We start from the raw sequence: 26,375 nt of genomic DNA on the forward strand, positions 1-26,375 counted from the left end.
TCGACACGCCGGCCGGTTCCGTCATCGAGGGCTCCGCCGCGCCCTCTGGCGTGTCGACGGGGTCCCCACTGGTCGGCGGTCTGTCGGCCGGCCCGCTCGGCACGGTGCAGGCTGCGGATCGGGAGGTCGCGCGGCAGACCGCCTGCGCGATGAGCCCGGAGCGCTGGGCGGCCCGGGCCGAGGTGCTGCGTCCGGTGAGCGAGTGGGCCGCCCGGGAGCTGGTCGTGGCCCTGTCGATCACCGCGGAGGCCGTCGAGGGGCTGCTCGAGCGCTCGTTGACGCTGGTCCACCGGCTGCTGGGTGACACGACGCGCTGGTGGGCTGAGCTGGAACAGTGGCTGCTCGCCGACGATGTCGGGCCACCCGATCTCCCGGACCGGTTCAGCGGCACTGCCAGTGCGCCCGCCGACGCCTGCCGGGCCGACGCGGTCGACGAAGCGGCCCGGCGAAACGGCCCAGCCGGTCAGGTCGACGCCGCCGACGACGCCCTGGCCGCGCTGGAGGCCGCCGCCGACGAGCAGCGGGCGGTGCTCGCCGATCTGCTCACCCGGAACGGGGGTGGTGGCCTCGCCGACCGCCCGCGGCTCGTGCTCGCCGACGCGTTGACCGGGAGCTTCCTCGCGCTGACCGGCCTCCCCGAGCTCCGCCGCGCCACCGCCTGCGGTGCCCGGCGGTGCCGGCAGCGACCCGGGGAGTGCACGCACGACCGCACCGGCCGTCCGCGCATCGGCCCACCCGGCCCGACCGACGGCTACCGCCCCGGAGCCGAGCTGGACCGGTTCGTCCGCGCCCGCGACCGGCGCTGCCGGTTCCCCGGCTGCCGCCGCCGCGTGCCCTGCGGCGGTGAGCTCGACCACGCCGTGGCCTACCGCGACGGGCCGACGAGCGCGGCCAACCTGACCGGCTACTGCACCACCGACCACCGCGGCAAGCACCAGGCCCCCGGTTGGCGGCACGAGCTGGCCGCCGACGGCGCGCTCACCGTCACCATCCCCACCGGCCTGACCGCCGTCACCACCCCGCCGCCCTACTGAGCCGTGGAGCTCGGGCAGCAGTGCGGTTCAGTCGGTGAAGCAGGCGGTGAGCGCCGCGACCATCAGCGGGACGTCCCGGGCGCTGGCCAGCTCGCGGGCCGAGTGCATCGCCAGCATCGGCGCGCCGACGTCCACCGTGGCGACGCCCAGCCGGGTCGCGGTCAGCGGGCCGATGGTGCTGCCGCACGGCAGGTCGGCGCGGCTGACGAACCACTGCACCGGCACCGACGCCGAGGCGCAGCGCTCGGCGAACCACGCGCCGCCCACCCCGTCGGTCGCGTACGCCTGGTTGGCGTTCACCTTCAGCACCGGACCGCCACCCAGTTGCGGGGTGTGGGCCGACTCGTGCCGTTCCCCCCGGGTCGGGTGCACGGCGTGCGCCATGTCCGCGCTGACCAGCACGGACCGGGCGATCGTGCGGTGCACGGCCTGGGCGTTCCCCGGGTCGGTGGCGGCCACCAGCCGGTCGACGACGTCCTCCAGGAAGCTGCCCCGCGCCCCGGACATCGATCCGCTGCCCACCTCCTCGTGGTCGTTGCAGACCAGCAGCTGCGTGCGCTCACCGGCCGGCGCGCCGATCAGCGCGGTCAGCCCGGAGTGGCAGCAGGCCAGGTCGTCCAGCCGCGGCGCGGCCACCCAGCTGCCGTCGGCGCCGGCCCGGGCCGCCGGCTGGGTGTCGGCCAGCACCAGGTCGTGCCCGACGACGTCGTCCACCCCCACCCCGACCGCCGCCGCGACCGCCTCGCGCAGCCCCGGCTCGGTGCCCAGGTCGCGGTCCCACACCGGGACCAGGTGCCGCTGCGGATCGAGGGTGAGCCCCTCCCGCACGCTGCGGTCCAGGTGGATCGCGAGCGACGGCAGCCGGAGCGGTGCCCCCGGCAGCTCGACCAGCGCCTCCGCGCCTCCGCGCAGGGCCACCCGGCCGGCGACGGTCAGCTCGCGGTCCAGCCAGGTGTGCCACAGCCCGCCGCCGTACGGCTCGACGCCCACCAGTCGGTATCCGGCCTGGCGGACGTCGGAGTGCGGCCGCACCCGGAACGTCGGGGAGTCGGTGTGCGCGCCGACCAGTCGCATCCCGGTCTCCGCCAGCGCTCCGGTCCCCAGCCGGAAGGCGATCAGGCTGCCGCCCCGCCGGACGACGAAGTGCGCCCCGCCCGGGGAGAGCTGCCAGCTGTCGGTCTCGACCAGCTCGGTGAACCCGGCCTCGACCAGCCGGCGGGCCATCTCGGCCACCGCGTGTCCCGGCGAGGGGGAGGCGTCGATGAAGGCGCGCAGGTCGTCGCCGAGGGAGAGGTCGTCGGTCGGGGGCTCCGGCATGACGCCCATCGTGCCCCGGCCGGGCGGAGAGCAGATCGCGGGGACGGCGCTGCCGGTCGCGGCGCCCCCCGACCAGATGGGCGCCGCGGGCGTGGCCCAGTGCCGGCGCGCCTGGGGTCCGCCCGCCTGACCTGCGTTTCCCGGAGCCGACGCGGGTAGGGGATTCCCCGTGGCGGACGACGACATCGAGATCAGGGCCCAGGGCGAGCGCGAGTACGTGGTCGTGCAGGCCACCGAGGCCGACGACGTGACCACCTGGTTCACGCTCTCCCCCGAGGTGCTCGACCGGCTGGGCACCGACGACGAGGAGGACGTCGTGCTGCGCACCGTGCGGTTCCTCCGCCGGCACCAGGACGTCGCCGACTTCCCCGACGTCATCGAGCTGGAGGACGTCATCGCCAGCTACGAGGACTACCTCCCCGCCATGACGGAAGACTGATCGGACGCGACGGCCCAGCGGTGGGATGCTGCGGAGCGTGACCTCGCCCACCGACCCCGCCGCGCTCGCCGACGCCCTCGAGTCGACCGGCTACCTGCCGGACGAGGGCCTGGCGACGGCGGCGTACCTGGCGCTGGTCATGCACCGGCCGCTGTTCCTGGAGGGCGAGGCCGGCGTCGGCAAGACCGCGCTGGCCCGGGCGCTGGCCGAGGTCACCGGCCGGCCGCTGTACCGGCTGCAGTGCTACGAGGGGCTGGAGGCCAGCCACGCCCTCTACGACTGGGACTTCGGTCGCCAGCTGCTGCACCTGCGCGCCGCCGAGGCGGCCCACGCGACCGGCTCCGCCGCCTCCCCCGACGACGTGGCGCAGCTGGAGGCCGGGCTCTACGACCGCCGGTTCCTGCTGGCCCGCCCGCTGCTGCAGGCGCTGGAGGATGCCCCGTCGGTGCTGCTGGTCGACGAGGTCGACCGGGCCGACGACGAGTTCGAGGCCTTCCTGCTGGAGGTGCTCAGCGACTTCACCATCTCCGTCCCGGAGCTGGGCACCATCCGGGCGGAGACGCCGCCGCTGGTCGTGCTCACCTCCAACCGCACCCGCGAGGTGCACGACGCGCTCAAGCGCCGCTGCCTCTACCACTGGCTGGAACACCCGGACTTCGAGCGCGAGGTGGCGATCCTGCGCCGCCGGCTGCCCGAGGTGACCGAGGAGCTGGCCCGCCAGGTCGCGCAGGCGACCGGCCGGCTGCGCGAGCTGGACCTGCTCAAGCCCCCCGGTGTCGCCGAGGCGATGGACTGGGCGAGCGCGCTGCACGCCCTGGGCTGCCGGGAGCTCGACCCGGACACCGCCGCCCGCACCCTCGGCGCGGTGCTGAAGTACCGGGAGGACGGCGAGCGGGTGCGCTCGCTGGCCCGGGGGGCGCTCTTCGGTGGGTGACGTCGTCTCGACCGTGCTGGGGTTCGCCCGCACGCTGCGGCACGCCGGGGTCGCCGCCTCGCCCGACCGGGTCGAGGCGATGCTGGCCGCGGTGGCGCACCTCGACGTCCTCGACGCCACCGCCGTCTACTGGGCCGGCCGGCTGACCCTGTGCGGCAGCCCCGACGACCTCGACCGCTACGACGCCGCGTTCGCCGCGTACTTCGCCGGCGAGGCGCCGCGGACGCGGCGGGGTGCGCCCGCCGAGCCGCCGCGGGTGGCGCACATCGCCCCGCTGGGCAGCGGGGACGGCGGCGAGCCCGGCGAGGAGCCCTCGGACCTGGCGACGAAGGCCAGCGGCGAGGAGGTGCTGCGGCACCGGGACGTCGCCGAGCTGACCACGGCCGAGCGCGCCGAGCTCCGCCGGCTGTTCGCGCTGCTCGCCCCGGCCACCCCGATGCGCCGGTCACGCCGTCGCGGCCCCTCCCCGCACGGCACCGTCGACGCCGGCCGCACCGTCCGCCGGGCGCTGCGCGACGGGGGTGAGGTGCGCCGGCTGCACCACCGCCGGGCCCGGCCCCGCCCGCGCCGGGTGGTGCTGCTGATCGACGTCTCCGGCTCGATGAGCCCCTACGCCGACGCGCTGCTGCGCTTCGCGCACGCCGCCGTCCGGGCCCGCCCGGCGTCGACCGAGGTGTTCACCATCGGCACCCGGCTCACCCGGGTCACCCGTGAGCTGCGGCTGCGCGACCCCGACCGTGCCCTGGCCGCCGGGGGCGCGGCGATCCCCGACTGGTCCGGCGGCACCCGGATCGGCGAGGTGCTCAAGGCGTTCCTGGACCGCTGGGGCCAGCGCGGCACCGCCCGCGGCGCCGTCGTCGTGGTGTGCAGCGACGGCTGGGAGCGCGGGGGCGCAGAGCTGCTGGGCGAGCAGATGGCCCGGCTGCACCGGCTCGCGCACGCCGTCGTCTGGGTGAACCCGCACAAGGGCCGCTCCGGCTACGAGCCGCTGACCAGCGGGATGGTGGCGGCGCTGCCGTCGGTCGACCACTTCGTCGCCGGGCACAGCCTGGCCGCGTTCGAGGAGCTGGCAGGGGTGATCACCAGTGCTTGAAGGTGCGAGGACCTCGTCCTCCTCCTCCCTCGCACGCTCGGGACGGGCCTCTGGACGAGGCCGGAGGGAGGACGCAGATGCGCGAGGTTCTTGAGGACCTGGTCGGGTGGTGGCAGGCCGGGGAGACGGTCGGCGTGGGCACCGTGGTGGGCACCTGGCGGTCCGCGCCCCGTCCGCCGGGCGCGGCCATGCTCGTCGGCCCGGACGGGACGGCGGTGGGCAGCGTCTCCGGCGGGTGCGTCGAGGGCGCGGTCTACGAGGAGGCCCGGGACGCCGTCGCGACCGGGACGCCGTCGCTGCAGCGCTACGGGGTGAGCGACGACGACGCCTTCGCCGTGGGCCTGACCTGCGGCGGGATCCTCGACGTCTACGTGGAGGCGGTCTCCCGGGAGTCCTTCCCCGAGCTCGGCGAGGTCGCCGCGTCGGTGGGGGCCCACGAGCCGGTCGCCGTCGTCACCTGCGTGCGCGGGCCCGACGACCGCCTCGGCAAGCGGCTGGTGCTCTGGCCGGACCGCACGTCCGGCACGTTGGGCGCGCAGCGGCTGGACGACGCCGTCGCCGACGACGCCCGCGGCCTGCTGGCCGCCGGGCGGACGGCGACGCTCACCTACGGCCACGACGGGGAGCGGCGCGGCGACGAGCTCACCCTGTTCGTCTCCTCCTTCGCTCCGCCGGCGCGAATGGTGGTCTTCGGCGCGATCGACTTCGCCGCCGCCGTCGCCCGGGTGGGCGCCTTCCTCGGCTACCGGGTCACCGTCTGCGACGCCCGGCCGGTGTTCGCCACCGCCCGCCGCTTCCCGGATGCCCACGAGGTGGTGGTCGAGTGGCCGCACCGGTACCTGCAGGCCGAGGTGGACGCCGGGCGGATCGACGAGCGCACCGTGCTGTGCGTGCTCACCCACGACCCGAAGTTCGACGTCCCGCTGCTGGAGGTCGCGCTGCGGCTGCCGGTGGCCTACGTCGGCGCGATGGGCTCCCGGCGCACCCACGACGAGCGGCTGGCGCGGCTGCGCGAGGCCGGGCTGACGGAGGCCGAGCTGGCGCGGCTGGCCTCGCCGATCGGGCTGGACCTGGGTGCCCGCACGCCCGAGGAGACGGCGATTTCGATCGCGGCGGAGATCATCTCCGGTCGCTGGGGCGGCACCGGCGAGCGGCTGGCGGAGGTCGCCGGCCCCATCCACCGCACCGCCGACCGGTGAGCGACGACCTGCCGTACGTCCACGACGTCGAGGTCGTGGGGCTGCTCGCGTCGCCGGAGCACCGGTACGACGGGCGGCCGGACGACGCCGTCGCCGCTCGGCCGGTGGAGCGGCGGGACCGGATCGAGGTGCGGGCCGGGCTGGGCGTCGTCGGCGACCGCTACTTCGGCAAGCCCGCGCACCGGGACGCGTCGGTGACCGTGCTCGCCGTGGAGGCGGTCGAGGAGCTGGCCGCGGAGCTGGGGAGCGGCCCGCTCGATGCGCTGGCCACCCGGCGCAACGTCGTCCTGCGCGGCGCGGAGGTCGAGGCGCTGCGGGGGAGCGAGTTCAGCCTCGACTGCGGGGAGGGTGAGGTGCTGCTCGCCGGCGGCCGGCCCGCCCATCCCTGCGCCTGGCTCGACCGGGTCCTCGCGCCGGGCGCGCACCGCGGCATGCGCGGCCGGGGTGGGGTGCGCTGCGCGCCCCGGACCGGCGGGGTGCTGCGGCTCGGCCCCGCGGTGCTGCGCTCGGCGGTGCCGCTGGACGCCGCCCGGGCGGGGGTGGCGGTCCGGCCGCCGGTGCGCCGCTGAGGGCCGCACAGCCGTACCGGGCATGATGCGCCCGGCCGGGATGCGACGAGCGTGTCCGGCGCACCGAGGGACGGAGACCCCATGCAGATCCGCAGGCTGGCCACCGCCGGCGCCACCGCAGGACTCACCGCCGTCCTGCTCGCCGGCTGTGGCGGGGACAGCGACACGACCAGTGAGTCGTCGTCGCCGTCCGCCTCGGAGACCAGCAGCGAGTCCGGCCTCGCCGAGCAGACCGGCGCCGAGGTCTCGGCTGCCGCCGCCGACGCCCTCGAGGAGGCCGGCTCGGTGCACGTGACCGGCAGCGCCGGCATGGGTGCGGAGCTGGGGAGCATCGACCTGGTCATGCAGGGCGACGACGTGAGCGGCACCCTCGGCCTGGTCGGGCAGACAGTGGGCCTGCTGCGCACCGACGGCGTGTTCTACATGCAGGCGCCCGCCGACTTCTGGACCGCCACTGGCGTGCCGGCCGACCTGGCCGGCCAGGTGGACGGCGCCTGGGCCGTCGTCCCCGAGGAGAGCGAAGCGGTCTTCGCGCAGCTGACCCTCGCCACCCTGGTCGAGGGGCTGCGCAACCCGACCACCGAGGTCGAGGACGAGGTCAGCACCGCCGAGCGCGAGGGCCAGCCGGTCGTCGTCGTCACCCATGCCGACGGCAGCGCCCTGGCCGTCGCCGCCGAGGGCGAGCCGTACCCGCTGGAGATCGTGAACCAGGGCGACGCGAGCCAGACGTTGACCTTCAGCGAGCACGGCGAGCAGTTCGACATCGCCGCGCCGGAGTCGCCGGTCGACCTCAACGAGCCGCAGCCCGGCGCCTGACGCAACAGTTCCGTGTCACTGCGTCCTCGGGGTGGCAGGTCAGCCGCTGCCCGCTCGTCAGTGTGGTTGGGCTCCGCCGTCGTGCGGACCGCTCGTCGTGGACGTGATGAGCAGGGTCGCGTTGGCTCCGCTGTCGCCAGCGGCGTAGTGGTGCGGCAGTGATCCATCGAACCGTGCGTAGTCGCCCGGCCCGAGCTCCGCGGAGCGCGCGGGTGTTCCCACGTGCAGCGTGCCGGACTGGACGTGCAGGTGCTCCGTCGTGCCGGGTGGGTGTGGGGCTGACTCTGTTCGTGTCCGAGAGGGAACGGTGAGCGAGTAGAGGTCTGCTGTCATCCCCTCGCTCCGGCAGTGCGCCAGGAGCACGGCACGCAGGGTCGTTCCTTCGACCAGGGTGCCCTCGCCGCGACGGAGCACCACCATCGACTCCGCCTGTGGCGGAGGCTCGATGAGCGCGGTCAGCGGCACGTCGAGTGCGTTGGCGAGGGCGTACAACGTCTCGAGCGTGGGGTTGCCGGAACCGGCCTCGAGCTGGGTGAGCGTGGCCCGGGAGATGCCGGCACGCTCGCCCAGCGCCACCACGGACAGGCCGCGCGCCTGTCGCACCTGGCGGAGCCGAACGCCGACCGTTTGGACCACTGCGCTCACGAGTGGCCAGCCTACCGATCACTATGACTGTTAAAGTAGCCAACGTGGCTACTGAACTAGCCGGTCGCGTGATCTGTGCGGCTCGATGAGAGGCACCGTGATCGCGGGCCCCTCCGGGACCACCATGGCGGGCCTGGTCACCGCACTGGTCGGTTTCCTGAGCTCCTTCGCCGTCGTGCTCGCCGGGCTCCGCGCGGTGGGAGCCAGTCCTGCTCAGGCCGCCTCTGGCGTCCTGGTGCTGGCTCTCACCATGGGCCTGGGCACCGTTCTGCTCGTCCAGCGCACCCGCATGCCGATCACCTTGGCCTGGTCCACTCCGGGCGCGGCCCTCCTGGTCGCCGCAGACACCCACCAATGGGCTGACGCGGTCGGGGCGTTTCTCGCGGTGGGTCTGCTGATCCTGCTGACCGCGGCGTGGCCGCAGCTGGGATCCGCCCTCGCCGCCATTCCCGCGCCGCTGGCGCAGGCCATGCTGGCCGGTGTCCTGGTGCCCCTGTGCCTGGAGCCGGTGAGAGCGGCCACGTCCATCCCCTGGCTGGTGGCTCCGGTCATCGCCGGCTGGGCGGTGCTGGGCCGGCTGGCCCCTCGGTGGGCGGTGCCGGGCGCCTTCGCGATCACCCTCGGGATCGTCGGTTGGCAGACGGTCCGGGACGGGCGGTTGGCGGTCGAGGACCTGGTGCCTGCAGCAATCTGGACCACTCCGCACGTCGACGCATCGGCCTTGATCGAACTCACCGTGCCCCTGTTCCTGGTCACGATGGCGTCGCAGAACCTGCCCGGAGTGGCGGTCCTCGCCTCCTTCGGCTTCCGGACGCCGTGGCGTGCCGTCATGGCGGTCACGGGGGCGGGCACCGTGCTCGGCGCCCCGTTCGGCGGCCATGCGATCAACCTCGCGGCGATCAGCGCCGCGCTCGCCGCCGGCCCAGGAGCAGACCCCGACCCGAGCCGCCGCTACCGGGCCGCTCGAACCGCCGGACTGGCCTACGTGGCAATGGCCCTGATCTCGACCGGAGCTGCTGCTCTCGTGGCCATCGCGCCTGAGGGCCTCGTTGCCGCCGCAGCAGGACTGGCCTTGTGGCCGGTGCTGGCCTCCGCCTTGGCTGGCGCGCTGGAGGAGTCGCAGATGCGCCTACCGGTGATCGCCACCTTCCTCACGGCCGTCAGCGGTACCACCGTCGCCGGCGTGGGGCCGGCCTTCTGGGCACTTGCCGTGGGCGTGGCCCTCTGGCTGTGGCACCGACGGCCAGACGTTCCCGCGGTGGTGCCGGGACGGGCGGCCACGGAGTAGGTGCGACCTAGTCGAGCAGGGCCCGCACCGCGGCCGGGGCCAGCGCGGGGCGGTGCAGCGGCGCACTGCGGCCCCCGCCGGCCGCGGCCAGCGCGGCGCAGTTGGCCACCGACTCCTCGTCGGTGGACAGCCCCAGCACGTGCAGCCGCGCCCCCGCGCGGGTGAGCGCGGCGGCCGCTGGCCGGGGATCGGGGCTGTCGGTGGGCATCCCGTCGGACAGCAGCAACACGTCCCGCGCCGCCGTCCGGGTCCGGGCCAGCTCGCGCCCCGCCGTCCGCAGCGCCAGGTCCAGGTCGGTGGTGCCGCCCCCGCGCAGGTCGAACAGCCGGTCGACGACCAGCTCCGGCCGGGCGACCGCCGACAGCGGCTGCAGCACCACCGCCGTCGACCAGAACGCGACGACGGCGAGCTCGTCGCCCGGCCGCATGCGCTGGGTGAGCGCCGACGCCGTCAGCACCGCCGCGGCCAGCTCGTCGCCGGCCACCGAGCCGGAGGCGTCGACCAGCAGCACGCAGGCCCGGCCGGTCGCCCGCCAGCCGCGGGTGTGCAGGTGCTCGGCCCGCCAGTGCGGCTCGGCGCCGCGGGCCGCCAGCGTGGCGTCCAGGTCGACGTCGGACCCGGCCGGGTCGCGGCGGGTGACCACCCGCCGGCTGCCCGGCCGGTCCGGCAGGCCCCGGCGGGGCGCGGTCACCGGCAGCCGCGCCGCGAGCGCCCGGGCGGCGGCCCGCAGCGCCGGGTCGACCGCGCGCCCCAGCGCGGTCAGCAGCCGCACCGCCGCGTCGGGGTCCCGGCCGGCCACCTCGGCCAGCGCCGCCTCGTCCAGCCGACCGGCCTCCGGGCTGACCTGCGGCAGGTCCGGGTGCGCGCGGGCCAGCTCCGCCCGCCCGGCCCGCGGGGTCCGCTGCCCGCGCAGCAGCGCCTCGACGTCGGCGTCCTCGCTGACCGGGGCGGGCTGCGCCGGCCGTCGTCCCGGCGGGTCGGCGAGGCGGTCGGGCGGCGGCGGAGGCGCCGGTTCCCCCGGTTCCGGCCCGGGGGTCAGTCTTTTCCCAGCTCCTCACCGGCCCGGCGCCAGATGTCCCGGACGACGTCCTCCACCGGTCGCGCGAGGCCGTCGGTGACGGTGACCTTGCCGGTCAGCGCGGCGAGCGCGGCGTCGGTGCCGACCTCCTCGTCGGCCGGCTCCAGGTCGCGCACGGCTGCCAGCTCCCGGGCGATCAGCACCGTGTCGATCGCGCCGCGGACCGAGGAACCGATCCGCAGCTCCGGGTGGTCGCGGGTGATACGCACCGCCCGCACCGCACGGTGCAGCAGCAGCGCGGGGCCGCCAGTGGCGGCGGCCACCACGGCCCGCTCGTCGTCCTCGGTCTGGTAGCCCATCGCGACCCGGCACGACCGGTCGTACAGCGCCGGGGTGATCCGGGCGGTGCCGACGGCATCGAACGGGTTCATCGCCGCGACCAGCCGGAACGTCGGCCGGGCGGGCACCCGGCCGTAGCGCGGCACGTGCATCTCGCGCTCGGAGAGCACCCCGAGCAGCACGTTCATCGTCTCCTCGGGCACCCGGTTGAACTCCTCCACGTAGAGGAGCGCGCCCTCGGTCATCGCCCGGGTGAGCGGGCCGGGCACGAAGTTCTCCGGCCGGTAGTCCTCGGTGAGCACCCGGGAGGCGTCGTGGTGGCCGACCAGCCGGGTGGGGGTGAGCTCGGCGTTGCCCTCGACCAGCACCAGCGGCACCCCGGTGCCGTCGGCCAGCGCCCGCAGCAGCGTGGTCTTCCCCGTGCCGGGCGGGCCCTCCAGCACCACGTTGCGTCCCGCCGCCAGCGCCGCGGCGACGACCTCCGCCTCCCGGACCCGGGCCACCACCCGCTGCCGGGCGGTCTGCACCATGCCGACGCCGTCGAGGCGGGCAGCGGTCGTCCCGGTCGTGGCCTCGGCGGAGGTCGTCGTCATCGGGCGCGGCTCAGCCGAACTCGATGACGCCGCGCAGGTTCTTGCCGGCGTGCATGTCGTCGTAGCCGGCGTTGACGTCCTCCAGCCGGTACCGGTTGGTGATCAGGCCGTCGAGCTTGATGTTGCCCTCCTGCCAGAGCCGCAGCATCCGCGGGATGTCGGTGGTGGGGTTCTGGTCGCCGAACAGCGCGCCCTTGATCTCCTTGCCGAAGAGGGTGAACTCCATCGAGGAGATGGGCAGGCCGACGGCGGAGACCGGCCCGAGCCCGGTCACCACGACCACGCCGGCCTTGCGGACGGCACCCAGTGCCGCGGCCACGTGCTCGCCGGTGGTGACGCCCACGGTGACCAGGGCCTTGTCCGCGCCCTGGCCGTTGGTGACGCTGCGGGCGAAGTCGGCGGCCTCCTCGATGTCGCCGAACGCGTGCGTGGCGCCGAACTCGCGGGCCTTCTCCTGCTTGAACGGCACCGGGTCGACGGCGATCACGTGGCTGGCGCCGGCGAAGGCCGCGCCCTGGACGGCGTTGATGCCGATCCCGCCGATGCCCATCACGACCACCGTCTCGCCCGGCTCGACCGCGCCGGCCTGGGTGGCGGTGCCGAAGCCGGTGCCGACGCCGCAGGAGACCAGGCAGGCGACGTCCATCGGGATGTCCGGGGCGATCTTCACCGCGGACCGGACGTCGATGGTGGTGACCTCGGAGAAGCTGCCCAGCCCGCACATCTGGCCGACCGGGGTGCCGTCGGGCAGGGAGTAGCGGAAGCTCTCCGCGTCGTCCCAGCGCGAGCCCATGCCGATGTTGGCGCCGGAGTCGCACAGGTACTGCTTGCCGGTGGCGCACCAGCGGCAGCGGCCGCACGCCGGCAGGAACGAGAAGACGACGTGGTCGCCCTCCTTGATGTCGGTGACCCCGGCGCCGACCCCGATCACCTCGCCGGCGCCCTCGTGGCCGCCGCAGATCGGGTAGTGGCCGCTGGGCATGTCGCCGGTGGCGATGTGGTCGTCGGAGTGGCACAGCCCCGACGTCGCCAGCTTCACCTGGATCTCGCCGGTGCGTGGGTCGTCGGCCAGCAGGTCGGTGACCTCCCACTTGCCGGGGGCCTCGCGCAGGATCGCGCCGCGGGTGGGGACGGGCACGGGGACCTCCTCCTGCCCTCCTGATCGAGGGCGTCGGTGCTCCGGGCGCGGCACTGCGCCCGGAGCCGGAACCTATGCCGCGGGTCACACCCGGGCAAAGCAGCTTCCGTCAGGTGGCACGGCGGCCGTGGGAGAGACTCGCCCGGTGACGGTGGTGGTGGTCGGCGCCGGGCCGGTGGGCGTGACCGCGGCGCTGCTGCTGGCGCGCCGCGGCGTCGACGTCCTGGTGCTCGACCGGCACGCCGGGCCCTACCCGCAGCCGCGCGCCGTGCACCTCGACGACGAGTCGCTGCGGGTGCTGCAGGCCGCCGGCGTCGCCGACGCGTTCGCCGCGGTGAGCCGGCCGATGGCCGGGTTGCGCCTGCTGGACGCCGACCACCGGGTGCTGATGGAGGCCACCCGGGGGAGTGGGGTGCACGGCTGGCCGCAGGGCTCGATGTTCAGCCAGCCCGACCTGGAGGCGGTGCTGCGCGCGGCGCTGGACGCCGAACCCCGGGCCGGGCTGCGCGGCGGGGTCGAGGTGTTGCACGTGGAACAGCGGGACGGAGCGGTCCGGCTCGGGGTGCGCGACCGGGCGACCGGGGCGGCGGAGGTGCTGGTCGCCGACGCGGTGCTCGGCTGCGACGGGGCGAACAGCACGGTGCGCCGGCTGATCGGCGGGTGGATGCGCGACCTCGGCCCGGCCGAGCGCTGGCTGGTGGTCGACCTGGTCTCCGGTGTCCCGCTCGACGTCTGGCCCGGTGTGCACCAGGTGAGCGACCCGCGGCGGCCGGCGACCTTCATGCCGGTGGCCGGGAACCGGTACCGGGCGGAGTTCCGGCTCGCGCCGGGGGAGTCGGCGGCCGACCTGGACCTGCCGGCGCTGCTGGACCGGTTCGGCGCGGGCAGCGCCGAGGTCGTGCGGACCGCGGAGTACACCTACCGCGCGCAGGTGGCCGACCGCTGGCGAGCCGGCCGGGTGCTGCTGTGCGGGGACGCCGCGCACCTGACGCCGCCGTTCATCGGTCAGGGGCTGGGGCTGGGGCTGCGCGACGTGCACCAGCTCAGCTGGAAGCTGGCGGCGGTGCTGGCCGGGGCGGACGACGCGCTGCTGGACACCCACCAGGCGGAGCGGGCGCCGCACGCGACCGCGCTGATCCGGCTGGCGGTGCTGCTCGGCCGGCTGATGAACGGGGGTGGGCGCTCCGCGGCGCTGCTCCGCCGGGGCGTGCTCGCGCTGCCCGGGGTCGCCGGCTTCGCCGCGGACAGCCGGACGCCGCCGCTGCGGCCGGGGCCGTTGGTGCGGCGTGGCCGGTTCGCGCCGGGGTCGCCGGTGGGCACGCTGGTGCCGCAGCCGGCGGTGGCCGGTGCGCGGCTGGACGACGTGCTCGGCGACGGGTGGGCGGTCCTCGCCGCGGGCGGCCGGGTGCCCGCCGACTGGCCCGGGCCGGTCGTCGACGCGGCTGCGCTCGGTTCGCCCGAGCTGGTCCGGTGGCTGCGTGGCCGGTCCGTGCTGGTGCGGCCGGACCGGATCGTCGCGGCGGTGGCCCGGTGACGACGCAGGTCATCGTGCTCAACGGCGGATCGAGCTCCGGCAAGTCCGGGATCGCCCGCTGCCTCCAGGCGGTGCTGCCGGACCCGTGGCTCCGCCTCGGCGTGGACGACCTGGTCGACCGGCTCCCACCCGCGCTGCTCGACGGCTCCGACGGCATCGCGTTCGGGCAGGGCGGCGAGGTGGCGGTGGGCGCGGCCTTCCGGGACCTGGAGTACGCCTGGCTGGCGGGCGTGGCCGCGATGGCCCGGGCCGGGGCGCGCGTGATCATCGATGACGTCTTCCTCGGCGGGGCGGCCTCCCAGGAACGCACGCGGGTCCACCTGTCCGGGCTGGCGGTGCTGTGGGTCGGCGTGCGTTGCGATCCGGTGGTCGCCGCGGGCCGCGGGCCGCGGGCCGCGAGGTCGCCCGGGGCGACCACGTCACCGGGATGGCGGCCGCGCAGGCCGAGAGCGTGCACCGGGGCGTCCGCTACGACGTCGAGGTGGACACCACCCGCACCGAGGCGCTGGACTGCGCCCGCATCATCGCGGCCTGCGTCGGCTGACGGCGGTTCGGGCGGGGTGGCGCCGTGGCAGGATGCCGGGCGTGACGGTGACCCCGCTGTGGTGGTGCACCCCTTAGGGGTTGCCGAATCGTCGCGCCAGCCCCCCCGACACCGGTGGGCTGGCCGCTGCGCTCGGTCGACCGCCCGCGAGAGGACCGTCCGTGCAGGCACGACCAGATCCGACCGACCCGAGGACCCCGGGGCCGGCGAGCGTCGGCGACTACCTGATCAGCTCCCGATCGCTCGCCGAGTACCGGGCCATGTTCTCGCTGACCGACGGCGACCTGGTCGGCCCGTTGCTCGACTGCCCCGGGGGCGGCGCCAGTTTCACCGCTGACGTCTGTGGCCGGGGCGGCCGTGCGCTCGCCGTTCGGTAGCCGAGGAGCGGTGCATCGCCGCGTGCGTGTCTCCGGGGGAGGCCGTGGTGTCGGCGGGTGTGCGCGTCGGCGGCCAGCTGCCGAGCAGCGCACAGGAGAGCCGAGTCGCTGGGGCTGCTGATGCACCGGTCACTTGGTGGCCGGTGGTGGGCCAGACCTTCTTGAGACATCAGTAGGCCGGCATGGGACAGGCGGACTGTGAGACCTGCGTGCCGCCGGCCGTGAGGCCGCCGTAGGGGTGCCAGTCGCCGCCGCTGGCGATGAACGCCTCCTCGCTTGGTGGGGTGAGGGGGGTGTAGCCCTTGGCCAGGACGCACTGGTAGACGGTGAGGTAGTCGGCGTACAGGACCCGGTAGGCGTCGTCGCTGAGCAGGGGCACGTCGACGTAGCCAGCCTGCTGATGGCAGGCGTCCTCGGCAGCGTCGAATGCCGCCTGCTGGTCGGGAGCTGGTGATGCCTTGTAGCCGCCGCCGATCACGGTGGTCTCGAAGCCTGCTCGGTCCAGGCAGTCGTGCATCACCTGTCCGTAGGCCTGGTCGCGGTCGGAGGCGGCGGCGAGGTCCGCTTCGCCTCGGACTCGAGTGGCTTCCGGGAGGGCGGCGGCCACCGCTGCGGCTTGCGCGGCGGCCTCAGCGGCGGCCTGGGCCTCAGCGGCGGCCTGGGCCTTGGCGGCGGCCTCAGCGAGGGCCTGGGCCTCAGCGGCGGCCTGGGACTCAGCGGCACGCCGAGCAGCAGCCTCATCGGGGGAGCTCGTGGCGCCTGGGCCCGCCACCTGGGTGCCCTGTGGGCTGGAGGCCGACAGTGTCCCGATGGTGAGGGGGCCACCGACGATGGCGACCGTTGCGGCGGTCACGGCGACCAGGGCGACTCGGGATCGGCGTTGGCGGCGGTGGATCGCCTTCGCCGCCGTCACGTGGTCGGCGGCGTCGGTGACGGTCAGCTCATCGCCGACGGTGTGCAGCCGGGTGTGGACGAGGTTCTCGATGTCGTTCACGGACGCCTCCTCGAGACGGAAGCCAGGTGGCCGGGGGTGTCTGGGGTGAAGAGGGTCCGCAGCGTGGCCAGGCCCTTGGTGACGTGGTTGTTCACGGTGCTCACCGAGCAGCCCATGAGCTCGGCGGTGGAGGCTTCGGTGAGGTCGTCGAAGTAGCGCAGGACGATCGCGGTCCGCACGCGGGGCGAGAGCTGCGCGAGAGCGGTGAGGACCTGGTCCCGGTCGGCGTGGGCGGCCTGCAGGTCGCCGCCGCCGTGGTCGGGGAGGTGTTCGATGAGCTGCTCGGTGTTGGACAACCGCCGCCGCCAGCTCAGGTGGCTGTTGATCATCGACCGGCGGACGTAGGCGAGCGGGTTGTCGGCCCTCTGCACCTTGGCCCAGTGGGTATAGGCCTTGGCCAGCGCCGTCTGCATCAGGTCCTCGCCGTGCCCGCGGTCACCGGTCAGCAGCCAGGCGGTACGCAACAGCTGAGCACTGTTGGTCATGACGAACTCGGTGAACTCATCGTCGCGCGAACCGCTCACATGCCCCCCTCGCTCGTGGCCTCTGACAGATAGACGAGGCGAGCACCTGGGTGCGCCCTATGCCGATCGGTCACTGTTCGGTAACGCCAGCGGGCTTGACCACGAGCTGGGTGCGGCCGTTCTTGAGCAGGCTCGATCGCACCTTCGAGGTCGGTACCGCCGCGACTTCTTCTTCCGGCCTGTCAACCTTCCCGGCATCTCACCGCGTCCTAGGGGTGAGCGGAACAACTGGGAGAGGGGGGTGGGTGGTCCAGGGTCGGGACGGTGCCTTCACCCAGTTCGTCCAACGTCATCAGAGTGGACTGCGGCGAACCGCTTACCTACTGACCGGTGACCACGCGGCGGCTGAGGATCTGCTGCAGAACGCGCTGCTCAAGACGTACACGCACTGGGCGCGTAGAAGAGCCAGCCGCCTACACCCGGCGGGTGCTCCCCGAGCTGACCGGGGCCGACGTCGAAGCCGAGCGCGTGCAGCTCGTCGTGCAGCTCCGCCTGGATGAGGTGCACCTGCCGCAGGTTCGGCTGGGACGGGTCGGCCGCCACCCGGGACCGGTGCTGGACGGTCACGCCCGCGTGGGCGTCGCCCCGGACGCCCCAGCCGGCCACCAGCTCGATCGCGGCCACCGTGAGCTTGGAGAACGCGTGCTCGGCAGCGGTGTGCACCGTCACGACCCGCCCGCTCACCGTCGCTCGGGCAGCGGCACGTCGATGGCGGGACCGTCCCCGACCGTGATCTGCAGCCGGCGGGCGTCCGCCGGGGGCGTGGGCAGGAAGCGCAGCAGTGCCCGCCACGGGTGCTCACTGCCACCGAACTCCCCGGTCGAGACGCTGTACGCCGTCCCCACGTCGTCGGTGACCCAGTACCGGAGGGCACTCAGGCGCTCCCCCGGAGCAGAGGGTGGCGCCTCGAGGTGCTGGGGAGCCGCACCCCACGTGGTGAACGCGTCGGTGTAGGCCCGGACCTGTTCCTCGGCGACCGGCCCGGTGCCCTCGAGCACGATCGTCACGTGGTTGGCGAGCTCGACGTCGGTCAGCCGTACCTCCACGCTGCCCAGCTCGGCCACCACCGGGTCGCCGGTCGGGAGATGGATCCGCGGGACGCGGGTGACGGTCGCGAGGAAGACGTGGTCGGGGTCGCCGAAGTCGACGTGCACGACTCCCTCGGCCAGCAGCAGGAGGGTGCTCTCCTCCGGCCGTGGCAGGCGGTCGCCGCCGAAGACGAGCAGCTGGGTGGCTCGGGGAGGTCGACCATGCGGCGGAACCTAGCGGCAGTGGGCCCCGACTCCCACGGCTAGCGTGGCCGGGTGAGCTTCGACGTCGCCGCGCTGCGCGCACAGTTCCCGGCCCTGCAGGGCGGGGCCGCCCACTTCGACGGGCCGGGCGGCTCGCAGACGCCGCTGGCCGTGGCGCAGGCGGTCGCCGCGACGATGACCGCGCCGATGGCCAACCGCGGCCGGGTCACCCAGGCCGAGCGGAACGCCGACGCCGTGGTCGTCGGTGCCCGCCAGGCGATCGCGGACCTCACCGGCGGCGATCCGGGCGGCGTGGTGTTCGGCCGCAGCGCCACCGCACTGACCTACGAGCTCTCCCGGGTGCTCTCGGCCGGCTGGGGTCCCGGCGACGAGGTGGTCGTCACCCGGCTCGACCACGACGCCAACATCCGCCCCTGGGTGCAGGCCGCCGAGGCCCGCGGCGCCATCGTGCGCTGGGCCGACTTCGATCCGGCCACCGGCGAGCTGGCCCCGGAGGTGGTCGGCGCGCTGCTGTCCGAGCGGACCCGGCTGGTCGCCGTCACCGGCGCCTCCAACCTCATCGGCACCCGCCCCGACGTCGCCGCGATCAGCGCGCTCGCGCACGACGCCGGCGCGCTGACCTGGGTCGACGGCGTGCACCTCACCGCGCACGCCCCGGTCGACGTCGCCGCCCTGGGCGCGGACTTCTTCGTCTGCTCGCCGTACAAGTTCCTCGGCCCGCACTGCGGCTGCCTGGTCGCCGCCCCGGCGCTGCTGGAGACGCTGCACCCGGGCAAGCTGCTCCCGTCGACGAACGCGGTCCCCGAGCGGTTCGAGCTGGGCACGCTGCCCTACGAGCTGCTCGCCGGCACCACCGCCGCCGTCGACGTGCTGGCCGGGATCGCCGGCCCGGAGGGCGACCGGCGCAGCCGGCTCACCGCCGCGATGACCGCCGTGGAGGAGCACGAGGACCGGCTGCGGGCGCGGATCGAGGACGGCGTCCGGGAGCTGCCCGGCGTCACCCTCTGGTCACGGGCCGGCCGGCGCACCCCCACCCTGCTGCTGACCTTCGCCGGGCGGGACGCCGCCGACGCCCACCGGTACCTGGCCGAGCGGGGCGTCAACGCCCCCGCCGGCTCCTTCTACGCGATCGAGGCCAGCCGCCACCTGGGGCTGGGTGACACCGGCGGACTGCGGGTCGGTCTGGCCCCCTACAGCGACGACGCCGATGTCGACCGGCTGCTCACCGGGCTGCGGGAGTGGCTGGCCGGCTGACCTCAGCCGTTCTCGGCGATGCGCCTGATCGCGGCGAGCGTGGCCGGGATGCCCTCGTGCGCGGCCTTCGTCCGGTTCTCGATCTGGGCCTGGGCCTGGTCGCCGTAGTTCTCCGCGAAGAAGGCCAGTCCGGCGGGGAGGAACTCCCAGGACTCGGTCAGCCGGGTGCCGCCCTCGACCGGCGTCATCGTGAACCCCCAGCGCACCAGCCTCCCGCCGACCAGCCAGGCGAACTCCCGGCCCCGCTCGGCGGCCACCACCTGGCTGCGGGTCTCCCAGGTGCGCCCGGGCACCTCGTTGCGCCCGGTGAACCAGTCGCCCACCTGCCCGGTGGCGCCCTCGTCCCACCAGCAGGCGGTGCAGACCGGGCTCCACTCGCCGGTGCGGGTCACGTCGGAGACCAGGTCGTAGAGCGCCTCCGGCGTGGCGCGGACGACGACGGAGTCGGAGTGGGCGTGGCTGTCCATGGGGTGTTTCTACTTGTGCTGCCGGCGGCTGCCGCCGTGCCAGTCCTCCTGCGCGCCGACCTCCCCCTCCTCGACGCCCAGCCCGCGCAGCTGGGGCAGCTCGCGCAGGCTGCGCTTCAGCTCCGCGAAGCCCGGGAAGCCGGCCAAGCCGACGACGTGGTCCCACAGCCGGACGGCGTCCTCCTCGGCGGGCAGCCGGCTGATCACCGGGCCGAAGAAGGCCAGCCCGTCCGGCGGCTGCACGTGCAGGATCGGCGTCCCGACGTCCCTGCCGGTCAGGGCCAGGGCCTCGTCGGTCTCCGCCTGCACGACGGCGTCGTACGAGGAGTCCTCCAACGCGTCGGCCAGCTCGACCGGCAGGCCGGCGCCCTCCAGCACCGGCGTCAGGTAGCCGCGGGTGCCCCGGTCGCCGTCCCGGGCCCCGGGGGCGGGTGCGGTGTCGAAGATCCGCTGGCCGAGCGCCTCGTACAGCGTGCCGACGGCGGCCCGGCCGTGCTCGTCACGGGTGCGGGCGGCCACCCGCAGCAGCCGCAGGCCGGCGGTGTGCCCGGCCTCGTACTCCGGCGGGAACTGGGCGTCGTAGTCGACGTGCGCGTTGACCAGCCGCAACGAGATGAACCGCCAGTCGACGGTGTAGTCGCGCTGGGACTGCACCAGCCGCACCCACCGGCTGGTCATCCAGGCGAAGGGGCACACCGGGTCGAAGTAGAAGTGCAGGTCGGCGTCGGCCATGGCCCGAGGCTGCCACGTCCTGGGGCCGATGGCGTGTCGGTGGGTGGGATGCGGAACTCCGGGGTACCAGGCGGACCATGTGCGGTGCCCCCCCCCGGTCGCCGCCCCACCCCGGACGACTGGAGCCCACCCATGGCCCGCAACACCCTGTCCCGTTCCCTGCACGACGTCGGTCTCGCGGCCTGGTTCGGCGGCACCCTCGCCAACGCCGTCGCCCTGAACGAGGCCGCCGCCGAAGCCGGCAGCGCCAAGGCCACCGGCGCGGTCGCCAACGCCGGCTGGAACCGGTGGACGCCGGTGAACGCCGCCGCGATCGGCGCCCACCTGATCGGCAGCGTCGGCCAGCTCCAGGCCAACAAGCAGCGCGTCGCCCAGCAGCAGGGCGCCGGCGCCATGTCCACCGTGAAGACGGTGCTCACCGCCGCGGCCCTGGGCGTCACCGCCTACAGCCGGGTGCTGGGCAAGGTCGTCGCCTCCAGTGGCGCCACCCCGTCGAGGCGGGGCACCAAGGCCTCGAAGCGGGCCCGCGCCGAGGTCGCCGTCGCCCAGGAGCGGCTCGACCAGCTCCAGTGGGTCGTCCCGGCGCTGACCGGCGCCCTGGTCGTGGTCAGCTCCTACGCGGGCGAGCAGCAGCGCCCGTCGGAGGTGCAGCGCGGCATCGCGCAGAAGGCCACCACCGTCTGAGCCACCGGCCGTGGCGCGGGTGCTGGTGTCCCGCGTCACGGCCTGCCACCCTCGCGAGGTGGCCGTTCCCGTTCCGCGTCTGCCGTGGTGGGCGCAGTCCCTGCTCGTCGGGCTCCTCTGCGCCCTCGCCGGGGTCGGCGCCGCGCTGCTCGTCAGCCACGACGACCTGGGCCGCGACCTGGCCCAGGCGCTGCTCAGCGGGCTGGTCGTGGGGTTCGCGGGTGGCCTGGGCACCGCCTGGAACGCCCGCCGGCAGGACGCCCGGTTCCGGGAGGCCACCGCCGGGCTCGGCGACGACGGGGCGCGTGCGGCCCACCGTGCGGTGCGCCGAGGGCCGGTACCGGGCGATCCGCGGGTGCGCGAGGCCGCCGTCCGGCTGCTCGACGTGCGGCTGGACGTGGCGACCCAGCATCCGGGGTTGAACTTGGCGTGCATCCTGCTGGTCGGCGGGTACGCGGCCGTCCAGGCGCTGACCCGCACGCCGTGGTGGTGGCTGGGTGTCCTGGTAGCTCTCGGGGCCGCGGTGTCCTGGTACCGGGAACCGGTGCGGCTGCGGCGGCGCCGGGCGGAGCTCACCGGCGACCCGGTGGCCGCCTGAGCGACGTCGTCCGGGCCGGTCAGGCCAGTACGGCGCGCGCCGCGCTGACGGCGTCCCGGCTGGCCTTGGCGCGGTAGAGCTCGGCGTCCGCGGAGGCCAGCAGGCCGCGCGGGTCGGCACCGGCCCCGACGGCCGCGGTGACGCCGAGTGACAGGCTGACCCCGGGACCGGCGAACCCCTCCGGCCACAGGTCGTGGGCCTCGGTCCGGAGCCGCTCGGCCAGCCGTACGGCGTGCACCAGATCGGCCCCGGGCAGCAGGAGGGCGAGCTCGTCACCGCCCAGGCGGGCCACCAGGTCACCGGCGCGCACCCGGCTGCGCAGCAGGCCGGCCACCGCCTGCAGCGCCGCGTCCCCGGCGGCGTGGCCGAACCGGTCGTTCACGTGCTTGAAGTGGTCGACGTCCAGCAGCACCACCGCCAGCCGCTCGCCGGTCTCCCGGGCCCGGGTGCAGCCGGCCGCCAGTTCGTCGTCCCAGCGGCGGCGGTTCGCCAGCCCGGTGAGCGGGTCCTCGTGGCTGAGCCGTTCCAGCCGGACCAGCAGCTGGTGGGTGCGGCGCTGCTCGGCGTCCAGGCGGACGCGGGTGGCCAGCTCCGCCGCCGCCAGCCGGGCGCGCCGCCAGTGGGCCAGCAGCGCGACCAGCGAGGTCAGCGCGACGTACACGACGACGGCCGCGGTGGTGCGGCCGCTCAGCTGCGCTGGGGCGGCGACCACCGCCAGCGCCAGCGCGGTCCAGGTGGTCGAGACCAGCGCGACGGTCCAGCCCAGCCCGACCGACAGCAGCACCCCGCTGCCGTGCAGGGCCAGGGAGAGGCCGAGCAGGTAGAACTCGACGTGGTCGACGACGGCCAGCATCCAGGCGGTGGTCAGCTGGACGACCGCGAGGCCGGCGAAGATCAGCGCGCCCGGCCGCAGCCGGCCCGCCGGGTGCGAGCGCAGCAGCGCCAGCGCGGTCCAGATGAGCACCGTGCCGACCGCCCGGACCGGCACCAGCGAATCGGCGACCGCGGGTTCCAGGACGAGGTCCAGCACGGTCCAGGCGGGGTAGCCGATCGCCGCGATCACGCCGACGAGAAGCCCGGAGGACCGGGCCTGGTCGAGCGCCTCCCGGCGCACCGCGACCCGGACGTCGTCCCGTCGCTGCCCGGCGACGTTGCTCGCGGGGGCGCTGCTGGTCACCCCGAGGTGATCGGCTCCGAGGAGCGACTGCTGGGGCTCCGCCGCGCCGTCGGCCACCCGGAGGGGGGAGGCCCCGGATCAGCGGCGCAGGGCGGGGAAGCCGGCGGCGAGCTGGTCGAACGCGCTCTGCAGCGAGGCCGCCAGGGTGATGCCGCCGTCGGCGAGCCACACCTCGAACGCCGTCGTCGCCGCTGCCCGGGTGCTGGTGGCGACCAGCCGGGGCAGCAGCGCGCCCGGCGTCGTCCCGCTGCGGCGGGCCACGTGCTCGGCCACCACCCGGTCGACCTCGGCATAGCGCAACTGCGAGTGCGCCTGCAGCGCCGGTTCGGTGAGGATCAGCCGCATCCGCTGCCGCAGCAGCGGCAGGTCGGCCTCGGCGTAGTCGTTGACCTCCACGTAGGCCGCGCAGATCGACGCCATCACCGGCTGCTCGCCGTCGGTGGCGGCCAGCCGCGCCTCCAGCCGTTCGACGTGGCCGGCGAAGTCGCCCCACACGGCGTCGGCCTTCGTGGCGAAGTAGCGGAAGAAGGTGCGCCGGCTGATCCCGGCGGCGTCGGCGACCTCATCGGTGGTGACCTGCTCGAACCCGGTGCCGGTGAACAGCTCCAGCGCGGCCTGCTCGATCCGGGCCCGCGTCAGGTCCCGCGCGTCCCCGACCACCGTCTCGACTCCTGTCCCGACCACTGGCCGCCATCCTCTCTCTTCCGCCGCACGGAAAGGGCCCCTCACCGCTCTTGTCCGTGGCACTGGGTGTCACCTAGCGTCGCCGGAGTCCACGTGACCCAGCTCACCCGGAGGCAATGGTGCCCGAGACCACGCAGCAGGACAGCCAGATCGACAACGCCGCGCCCGCCGAGGAGGCGCTCGTCGAGGAGTCCCTCGTCGAGGAGGTCTCCATCGACGGCATGTGCGGCGTCTACTGAGCCGACCGTGACCGCCCCAGCTCCGGCCGCAGCCGGATTCGACCCCGCACTCCCCTGGCGGCGGGCCCGGTCGGTCGCGTTGCGGCCGGAGCCGTTCGGCGCGCTGGTCTACCACTTCGGCAACCGCAAGCTGTCCTTCCTGAAGTCGAAGGCGCTGGTCCGGGTCGTGGAGTCCCTCGCCGACCACCCCGACGTCCCCGCCACGCTGGCGGCCTGTGACGTGCCCGAGGCCCAGCGCCCGGCCTACGTGAAGGCGCTCGCCGACCTCGCCCGGTCGCAGATGATCGAACCTCGTTCGGAGGGAACCCCCGCATGACCGCAGTGCTGCCGTCACGCCCCACCCACGACCGTCCCGTCGGCGGCCGGCTGGTCGACCAGTTCGAGTACGGCCTCGACGCCCCGATCTGCCTGACCTGGGAGCTCACCTACGCCTGCAACCTGGCGTGCGTGCACTGCCTGTCGTCCTCCGGACGGCGCGACCCCCGGGAGCTGTCCACCGCCGAGGCCGAGGCGGTCATCGACGAGCTGCAGCGGATGCAGGTCTTCTACGTCAACGTCGGCGGCGGCGAGCCGACCGTCCGGCCGGACTTCTGGCACCTGCTCGACTACGCCATCGGGCACGACGTCGGGGTCAAGTTCTCCACCAACGGCGTGAAGCTGGACAAGACCCGCGCGGCGCAGCTGGCCCGCACCGACTACGTCGACGTGCAGATCTCCCTGGACGGCGCCACGGCCGAGGTCAACGACCGGGTCCGCGGGGCCGGCTCGTTCGCCACCGCCACCCGGGCGCTGGAGAACCTGGCCGAGGCCGGGATGAAGGACTTCAAGGTCTCGGTCGTCGTCACCCGGGAGAACGCCGGGCAGCTGGATGAGTTCAAGGCGCTCACCGACTCCTACGGCGCCCAGCTGCGGATCACCCGGCTGCGACCGTCCGGCCGCGGGGCCGACGTCTGGGACCAGCTGCACCCCACGATGGCCCAGCAGAAGGACCTCTACTCCTGGCTGCTGGCCAACGGCGACAACGTGCTCACCGGCGACTCGTTCTTCCACCTCTCCGCGTTCGGTGAGGCCCTGCCCGGGCTGAACCTGTGCGGCGCGGGCCGGGTCGTCTGCCTGATCGACCCGGTCGGGGACGTCTATGCCTGCCCGTTCGCCATCCACGAGAACTTCCTCGCCGGCAACGTGCGCAGCGAGGGCGGCTTCCAGCGGGTCTGGCAGACCTCGGACCTCTTCACCGAGCTGCGCAGCCCGCAGACCGGCGGCGCGTGCACCAAGTGCGCCCACTTCGACGCCTGCCGCGGTGGGTGCATGGCGGCGAAGTTCTTCACCGGGCTGCCGCTGGACGGCCCCGACCCGGAGTGCGTGCAGGGCTACGGGGAGAGCGCCCTGGCGGCCCGGGACCTCGAGCTGGTCACGCCCAAGAGCCACCTGGACCACTCGCACAAGGGCCCGGTGCGCGGCCAGCCCACCCTGCTGGGCATGCCGAGCATCCCGGCGAAGATCTGCGACGAGTCACCCCTGGCCGGGCTGCAGCTGGGCTGACCGGGGCTCAGCCGGGCAGGCGGACCTCGACGTCCGCCTGCCCGGCTGCGGGCAGCTCGAACGCCGCCGTCGTGCCGGCGGCGGTCAGCTCGTAGCCGCCGAGGAAGCCGCGCACCGGCACCCGACCGGCGTCGTCGGTGCGCAGCGCCGTCGGCGCCAGCCACCACTCGCCCTTCACCAGGCCGTGCAGCGCGTCGTAGGCCGGCTTCGGCGACCCGTCGGCGCGGACGAACCCGACCGGCGCGCCCAGCCACGCACCGGCGTCGGACAGACCCCAGTAGGTCACCGACTGCACCGACGGGTGCGACAGCAGCGTCCGGTAGTGCCGCACCACCTCGTCGGCCTGCCGCGCCTCGCCGTCCGGCGTGGACGGCCACTCGTCGACCTGCCAGTCGTTGAGGTCCTCGATCTCCGGCGGCATCAGGTCGCCGGACAGCAGCGTGCTCTCGGTGAAGTGGATCGGCAGGCCGTAGCGGGCGAACCGCTCCAGCGTCTCCAGGGTGCGCTCCTCGCCCCAGTACCCCTGGTGCATGTGGCTCTGCAGCCCCAGCGCGTCGACCTGCACCCCCGCTTCCAGCACGCCCTCGATCAGGCACTCGTAGGCGGTGGACATGTCGAAGTCGTTGAGCAGCAGCGTCGCCGACGGGTTCGCCGCCCGCGCCTCCTCGAAGGCCAGCCGGATCACCCCGATCCGGCCCAGGTCGCGGGCCAGCCGGGTGAGCCCGTTGTCGTACTTGTCGAACACCGGCATGATCACGACCTCGTTGATCGCGTCCCAGGTGTCCACCACCCCGGCCAGGCCGGCGACCTCGCGCCGGATCCGGCCGCGCAGCTCCGCCTCGATCTCGGCGTTCGACATGCCGAGCAGCCAGTCCGGCGCCAGCGTGTGCCAGGCCAGCGGGTGGCCCTTCACCGCCGCACCGCGGGCGCGGAACCACTCCGCGGTCCGCCGCAGCCGCTCGGTGTCCGGCCGCCCGCGCTGCGGCTCGAAGTCGCCCCAGTAGAACGGCAGCGTCGCCGTGTCGAACAGCGCGAACCAACGGTCGGCCAGCTCCTGCGCCTGCCCGGGGTCCGCGGCCGCGCCGAACACCGAGCCCGGGCCACCCGCCGTCCCCAGTTCGCCGTTGGCCAGCGGGATGAAGTCGAAGCCGATGCAGCCGAACCCGAAGGCGTGCCGCGTCTGGGCGACGGTCACCTCCGCACCGGCCAGCGGCCGGCCGTCGGCGCCTCGGACGGTCACGGTGGTGTCGGCGACCCGGTGGGCCAGCGCCGGGTCGACGGGGTACGTGCGGTCGGCGAAGGAGCGGAGGGGTGCAGCCGGCATCGGTGCGGCCTTCCTGTCAGGGGGCG

At 74.9% G+C, this 26,375-nt stretch carries 32 protein-coding genes and 2 pseudogenes; 20 read left to right on the forward strand and 14 right to left on the reverse strand.

Features of this window, described 5'->3' with window-relative positions; genetic code table 11:
- Positions 1–104: 104 nt before the first annotated feature.
- Positions 105–1,034 carry an HNH endonuclease signature motif containing protein gene (locus ACI79Y_RS10810; RefSeq protein WP_457158484.1) on the forward strand — a complete coding sequence of 310 codons (930 nt, stop codon included), beginning with the start codon at positions 105–107 and terminating at the stop codon, positions 1,032–1,034.
- Between the two features lie 27 nt (positions 1,035–1,061).
- On the opposite strand, the gene ACI79Y_RS10815 is transcribed toward ACI79Y_RS10810, so the two are convergent.
- Positions 1,062–2,351: a M18 family aminopeptidase gene (locus ACI79Y_RS10815; protein ID WP_457158485.1), complete on the reverse strand. Its 1,290-nt coding sequence runs from the start codon at positions 2,349–2,351 to the stop codon at positions 1,062–1,064.
- On the opposite strand from ACI79Y_RS10815, the gene ACI79Y_RS10820 reads away from it, so the two are divergent.
- From ACI79Y_RS10820 to ACI79Y_RS10850, 7 genes are all read left to right on the forward strand, one after another.
- Complete coding sequence (locus ACI79Y_RS10820; protein ID WP_457158486.1) at positions 2,350–2,481, forward strand: hypothetical protein; 132 nt, start codon at positions 2,350–2,352, stop codon at positions 2,479–2,481. The two genes, ACI79Y_RS10815 and ACI79Y_RS10820, sit on opposite strands and share 2 nt — an antisense overlap.
- A gap of 39 nt (positions 2,482–2,520) precedes the next feature.
- Positions 2,521–2,790 carry a hypothetical protein gene (locus ACI79Y_RS10825; protein ID WP_457158487.1) on the forward strand — a complete coding sequence of 90 codons (270 nt, stop codon included), beginning with the start codon at positions 2,521–2,523 and terminating at the stop codon, positions 2,788–2,790.
- A gap of 37 nt (positions 2,791–2,827) precedes the next feature.
- Positions 2,828–3,724, forward strand: coding sequence for an AAA family ATPase (locus ACI79Y_RS10830; RefSeq protein WP_457158488.1), 897 nt, complete (start codon positions 2,828–2,830; stop codon positions 3,722–3,724).
- A complete protein-coding gene (locus ACI79Y_RS10835; RefSeq protein ID WP_457158489.1) occupies positions 3,717–4,817 on the forward strand; it encodes a vWA domain-containing protein in 1,101 nt (366 codons plus the stop codon). The genes ACI79Y_RS10830 and ACI79Y_RS10835 overlap by 8 nt, the downstream gene beginning before the upstream one ends.
- 77 nt (positions 4,818–4,894) lie before the next feature.
- On the forward strand, positions 4,895–6,016 hold the full coding sequence (locus tag ACI79Y_RS10840; protein WP_457158490.1) for an XdhC family protein: 1,122 nt from the start codon (positions 4,895–4,897) through the stop codon (positions 6,014–6,016).
- Entirely contained in the window at positions 6,013–6,585 is a 573-nt protein-coding gene (locus ACI79Y_RS10845; RefSeq protein WP_457158491.1) for an MOSC domain-containing protein, read from the forward strand. The genes ACI79Y_RS10840 and ACI79Y_RS10845 overlap by 4 nt, the downstream gene beginning before the upstream one ends.
- Before the next feature lie 81 nt (positions 6,586–6,666).
- Positions 6,667–7,401 carry a hypothetical protein gene (locus tag ACI79Y_RS10850; RefSeq protein WP_457158492.1) on the forward strand — a complete coding sequence of 245 codons (735 nt, stop codon included), beginning with the start codon at positions 6,667–6,669 and terminating at the stop codon, positions 7,399–7,401.
- Positions 7,402–7,458: 57 nt separating this feature from the next.
- Here ACI79Y_RS10850 and ACI79Y_RS10855 read toward each other — a convergent pair whose 3' ends face one another.
- On the reverse strand, positions 7,459–8,046 hold the full coding sequence (locus tag ACI79Y_RS10855) for a helix-turn-helix domain-containing protein (RefSeq protein WP_457158493.1): 588 nt from the start codon (positions 8,044–8,046) through the stop codon (positions 7,459–7,461).
- A 97-nt stretch (positions 8,047–8,143) separates the two neighbouring features.
- Here ACI79Y_RS10855 and ACI79Y_RS10860 point away from each other — a divergent pair, with 97 nt between their 5' ends.
- Positions 8,144–9,334: a benzoate/H(+) symporter BenE family transporter gene (locus ACI79Y_RS10860; protein WP_457158494.1), complete on the forward strand. Its 1,191-nt coding sequence runs from the start codon at positions 8,144–8,146 to the stop codon at positions 9,332–9,334.
- A 7-nt stretch (positions 9,335–9,341) separates the two neighbouring features.
- On the opposite strand, the gene ACI79Y_RS10865 is transcribed toward ACI79Y_RS10860, so the two are convergent.
- The 3 genes from ACI79Y_RS10865 to ACI79Y_RS10875 all read right to left on the reverse strand — a co-directional run bounded on the left by ACI79Y_RS10865 (position 9,342) and on the right by ACI79Y_RS10875 (position 12,422).
- Positions 9,342–10,133: a vWA domain-containing protein gene (locus ACI79Y_RS10865; protein WP_457158495.1), complete on the reverse strand. Its 792-nt coding sequence runs from the start codon at positions 10,131–10,133 to the stop codon at positions 9,342–9,344.
- Between the two features lie 236 nt (positions 10,134–10,369).
- Positions 10,370–11,284 (reverse strand): AAA family ATPase, encoded by a 915-nt coding sequence (locus ACI79Y_RS10870; RefSeq protein WP_457158496.1) that lies wholly within the window; start codon positions 11,282–11,284, stop codon positions 10,370–10,372.
- Positions 11,285–11,294: 10 nt separating this feature from the next.
- Entirely contained in the window at positions 11,295–12,422 is a 1,128-nt protein-coding gene (locus ACI79Y_RS10875; RefSeq protein WP_457158497.1) for an NDMA-dependent alcohol dehydrogenase, read from the reverse strand.
- Positions 12,423–12,567: 145 nt separating this feature from the next.
- Here ACI79Y_RS10875 and ACI79Y_RS10880 point away from each other — a divergent pair, with 145 nt between their 5' ends.
- The 4 genes and pseudogenes from ACI79Y_RS10880 to ACI79Y_RS10895 all read left to right on the forward strand — a co-directional run bounded on the left by ACI79Y_RS10880 (position 12,568) and on the right by ACI79Y_RS10895 (position 14,877).
- Positions 12,568–13,956 carry a bifunctional 3-(3-hydroxy-phenyl)propionate/3-hydroxycinnamic acid hydroxylase gene (locus tag ACI79Y_RS10880; protein WP_457158498.1) on the forward strand — a complete coding sequence of 463 codons (1,389 nt, stop codon included), beginning with the start codon at positions 12,568–12,570 and terminating at the stop codon, positions 13,954–13,956.
- A gap of 14 nt (positions 13,957–13,970) precedes the next feature.
- A pseudogene (locus tag ACI79Y_RS10885) lies at positions 13,971–14,309 on the forward strand (phosphotransferase-like protein); the annotation flags it as partial.
- Positions 14,297–14,500, forward strand: coding sequence for a phosphotransferase-like protein (locus tag ACI79Y_RS10890; protein ID WP_457158499.1), 204 nt, complete (start codon positions 14,297–14,299; stop codon positions 14,498–14,500). The pseudogene ACI79Y_RS10885 and the gene ACI79Y_RS10890, both read left to right, overlap by 13 nt.
- Positions 14,501–14,661: 161 nt before the next feature.
- On the forward strand, positions 14,662–14,877 hold the full coding sequence (locus ACI79Y_RS10895; protein ID WP_457158500.1) for a hypothetical protein: 216 nt from the start codon (positions 14,662–14,664) through the stop codon (positions 14,875–14,877).
- Positions 14,878–15,046: 169 nt separating this feature from the next.
- Here ACI79Y_RS10895 and ACI79Y_RS10900 read toward each other — a convergent pair whose 3' ends face one another.
- Positions 15,047–15,871, reverse strand: coding sequence for a hypothetical protein (locus ACI79Y_RS10900; protein WP_457158501.1), 825 nt, complete (start codon positions 15,869–15,871; stop codon positions 15,047–15,049).
- On the reverse strand, positions 15,868–16,395 hold the full coding sequence (locus tag ACI79Y_RS10905; RefSeq protein ID WP_457158502.1) for a SigE family RNA polymerase sigma factor: 528 nt from the start codon (positions 16,393–16,395) through the stop codon (positions 15,868–15,870). The genes ACI79Y_RS10900 and ACI79Y_RS10905 overlap by 4 nt, the downstream gene beginning before the upstream one ends.
- Before the next feature lie 59 nt (positions 16,396–16,454).
- Here ACI79Y_RS10905 and ACI79Y_RS10910 point away from each other — a divergent pair.
- Positions 16,455–16,748, forward strand: a pseudogene (locus ACI79Y_RS10910) (hypothetical protein); the annotation flags it as partial.
- A 19-nt stretch (positions 16,749–16,767) separates the two neighbouring features.
- Here ACI79Y_RS10910 and ACI79Y_RS10915 read toward each other — a convergent pair.
- On the reverse strand, positions 16,768–17,079 hold the full coding sequence (locus tag ACI79Y_RS10915; RefSeq protein WP_457158528.1) for a hypothetical protein: 312 nt from the start codon (positions 17,077–17,079) through the stop codon (positions 16,768–16,770).
- Positions 17,076–17,549, reverse strand: a complete 474-nt coding sequence (locus ACI79Y_RS10920) for a hypothetical protein (protein WP_457158503.1) — start codon at positions 17,547–17,549, stop codon at positions 17,076–17,078. The genes ACI79Y_RS10915 and ACI79Y_RS10920 overlap by 4 nt, the downstream gene beginning before the upstream one ends.
- Before the next feature lie 150 nt (positions 17,550–17,699).
- On the opposite strand from ACI79Y_RS10920, the gene ACI79Y_RS10925 reads away from it, so the two are divergent.
- A complete protein-coding gene (locus ACI79Y_RS10925) occupies positions 17,700–18,902 on the forward strand; it encodes a cysteine desulfurase-like protein (RefSeq protein WP_457158504.1) in 1,203 nt (400 codons plus the stop codon).
- A 2-nt stretch (positions 18,903–18,904) separates the two neighbouring features.
- Here ACI79Y_RS10925 and ACI79Y_RS10930 read toward each other — a convergent pair whose 3' ends face one another.
- Positions 18,905–19,369 (reverse strand): SRPBCC family protein, encoded by a 465-nt coding sequence (locus ACI79Y_RS10930; RefSeq protein ID WP_457158505.1) that lies wholly within the window; start codon positions 19,367–19,369, stop codon positions 18,905–18,907.
- 9 nt (positions 19,370–19,378) lie between these two features.
- Positions 19,379–20,101: a mycothiol-dependent nitroreductase Rv2466c family protein gene (locus ACI79Y_RS10935; RefSeq protein WP_457158506.1), complete on the reverse strand. Its 723-nt coding sequence runs from the start codon at positions 20,099–20,101 to the stop codon at positions 19,379–19,381.
- Between the two features lie 132 nt (positions 20,102–20,233).
- On the opposite strand from ACI79Y_RS10935, the gene ACI79Y_RS10940 reads away from it, so the two are divergent.
- A complete protein-coding gene (locus ACI79Y_RS10940) occupies positions 20,234–20,785 on the forward strand; it encodes a hypothetical protein (protein WP_457158507.1) in 552 nt (183 codons plus the stop codon).
- A 58-nt stretch (positions 20,786–20,843) separates the two neighbouring features.
- Complete coding sequence (locus ACI79Y_RS10945) at positions 20,844–21,383, forward strand: hypothetical protein (RefSeq protein WP_457158508.1); 540 nt, start codon at positions 20,844–20,846, stop codon at positions 21,381–21,383.
- Positions 21,384–21,402: 19 nt separating this feature from the next.
- On the opposite strand, the gene ACI79Y_RS10950 is transcribed toward ACI79Y_RS10945, so the two are convergent.
- On the reverse strand, positions 21,403–22,560 hold the full coding sequence (locus ACI79Y_RS10950) for a diguanylate cyclase (RefSeq protein ID WP_457158509.1): 1,158 nt from the start codon (positions 22,558–22,560) through the stop codon (positions 21,403–21,405).
- A 78-nt stretch (positions 22,561–22,638) separates the two neighbouring features.
- Entirely contained in the window at positions 22,639–23,244 is a 606-nt protein-coding gene (gene mftR, locus ACI79Y_RS10955) for a mycofactocin system transcriptional regulator (RefSeq protein WP_457158510.1), read from the reverse strand.
- 116 nt (positions 23,245–23,360) lie between these two features.
- On the opposite strand from mftR, the gene mftA reads away from it, so the two are divergent.
- Genes mftA through mftC form a run of 3 tightly spaced genes read left to right on the forward strand, consistent with a single transcriptional unit; the run spans position 23,361 to position 25,025 of the window.
- Entirely contained in the window at positions 23,361–23,483 is a 123-nt protein-coding gene (gene mftA, locus ACI79Y_RS10960) for a mycofactocin precursor MftA (protein ID WP_457158511.1), read from the forward strand.
- A 7-nt stretch (positions 23,484–23,490) separates the two neighbouring features.
- Complete coding sequence (gene mftB, locus ACI79Y_RS10965) at positions 23,491–23,799, forward strand: mycofactocin biosynthesis chaperone MftB (protein WP_457158512.1); 309 nt, start codon at positions 23,491–23,493, stop codon at positions 23,797–23,799.
- Positions 23,796–25,025: a mycofactocin radical SAM maturase gene (gene mftC / locus ACI79Y_RS10970; protein WP_457158513.1), complete on the forward strand. Its 1,230-nt coding sequence runs from the start codon at positions 23,796–23,798 to the stop codon at positions 25,023–25,025. The genes mftB and mftC overlap by 4 nt, the downstream gene beginning before the upstream one ends.
- Positions 25,026–25,032: 7 nt before the next feature.
- On the opposite strand, the gene ACI79Y_RS10975 is transcribed toward mftC, so the two are convergent.
- On the reverse strand, positions 25,033–26,349 hold the full coding sequence (locus ACI79Y_RS10975; protein WP_457158514.1) for an endo-1,4-beta-xylanase: 1,317 nt from the start codon (positions 26,347–26,349) through the stop codon (positions 25,033–25,035).
- Positions 26,350–26,375: the final 26 nt, after the last annotated feature.

This window comes from Modestobacter sp. SYSU DS0875 (assembly GCF_054050915.1).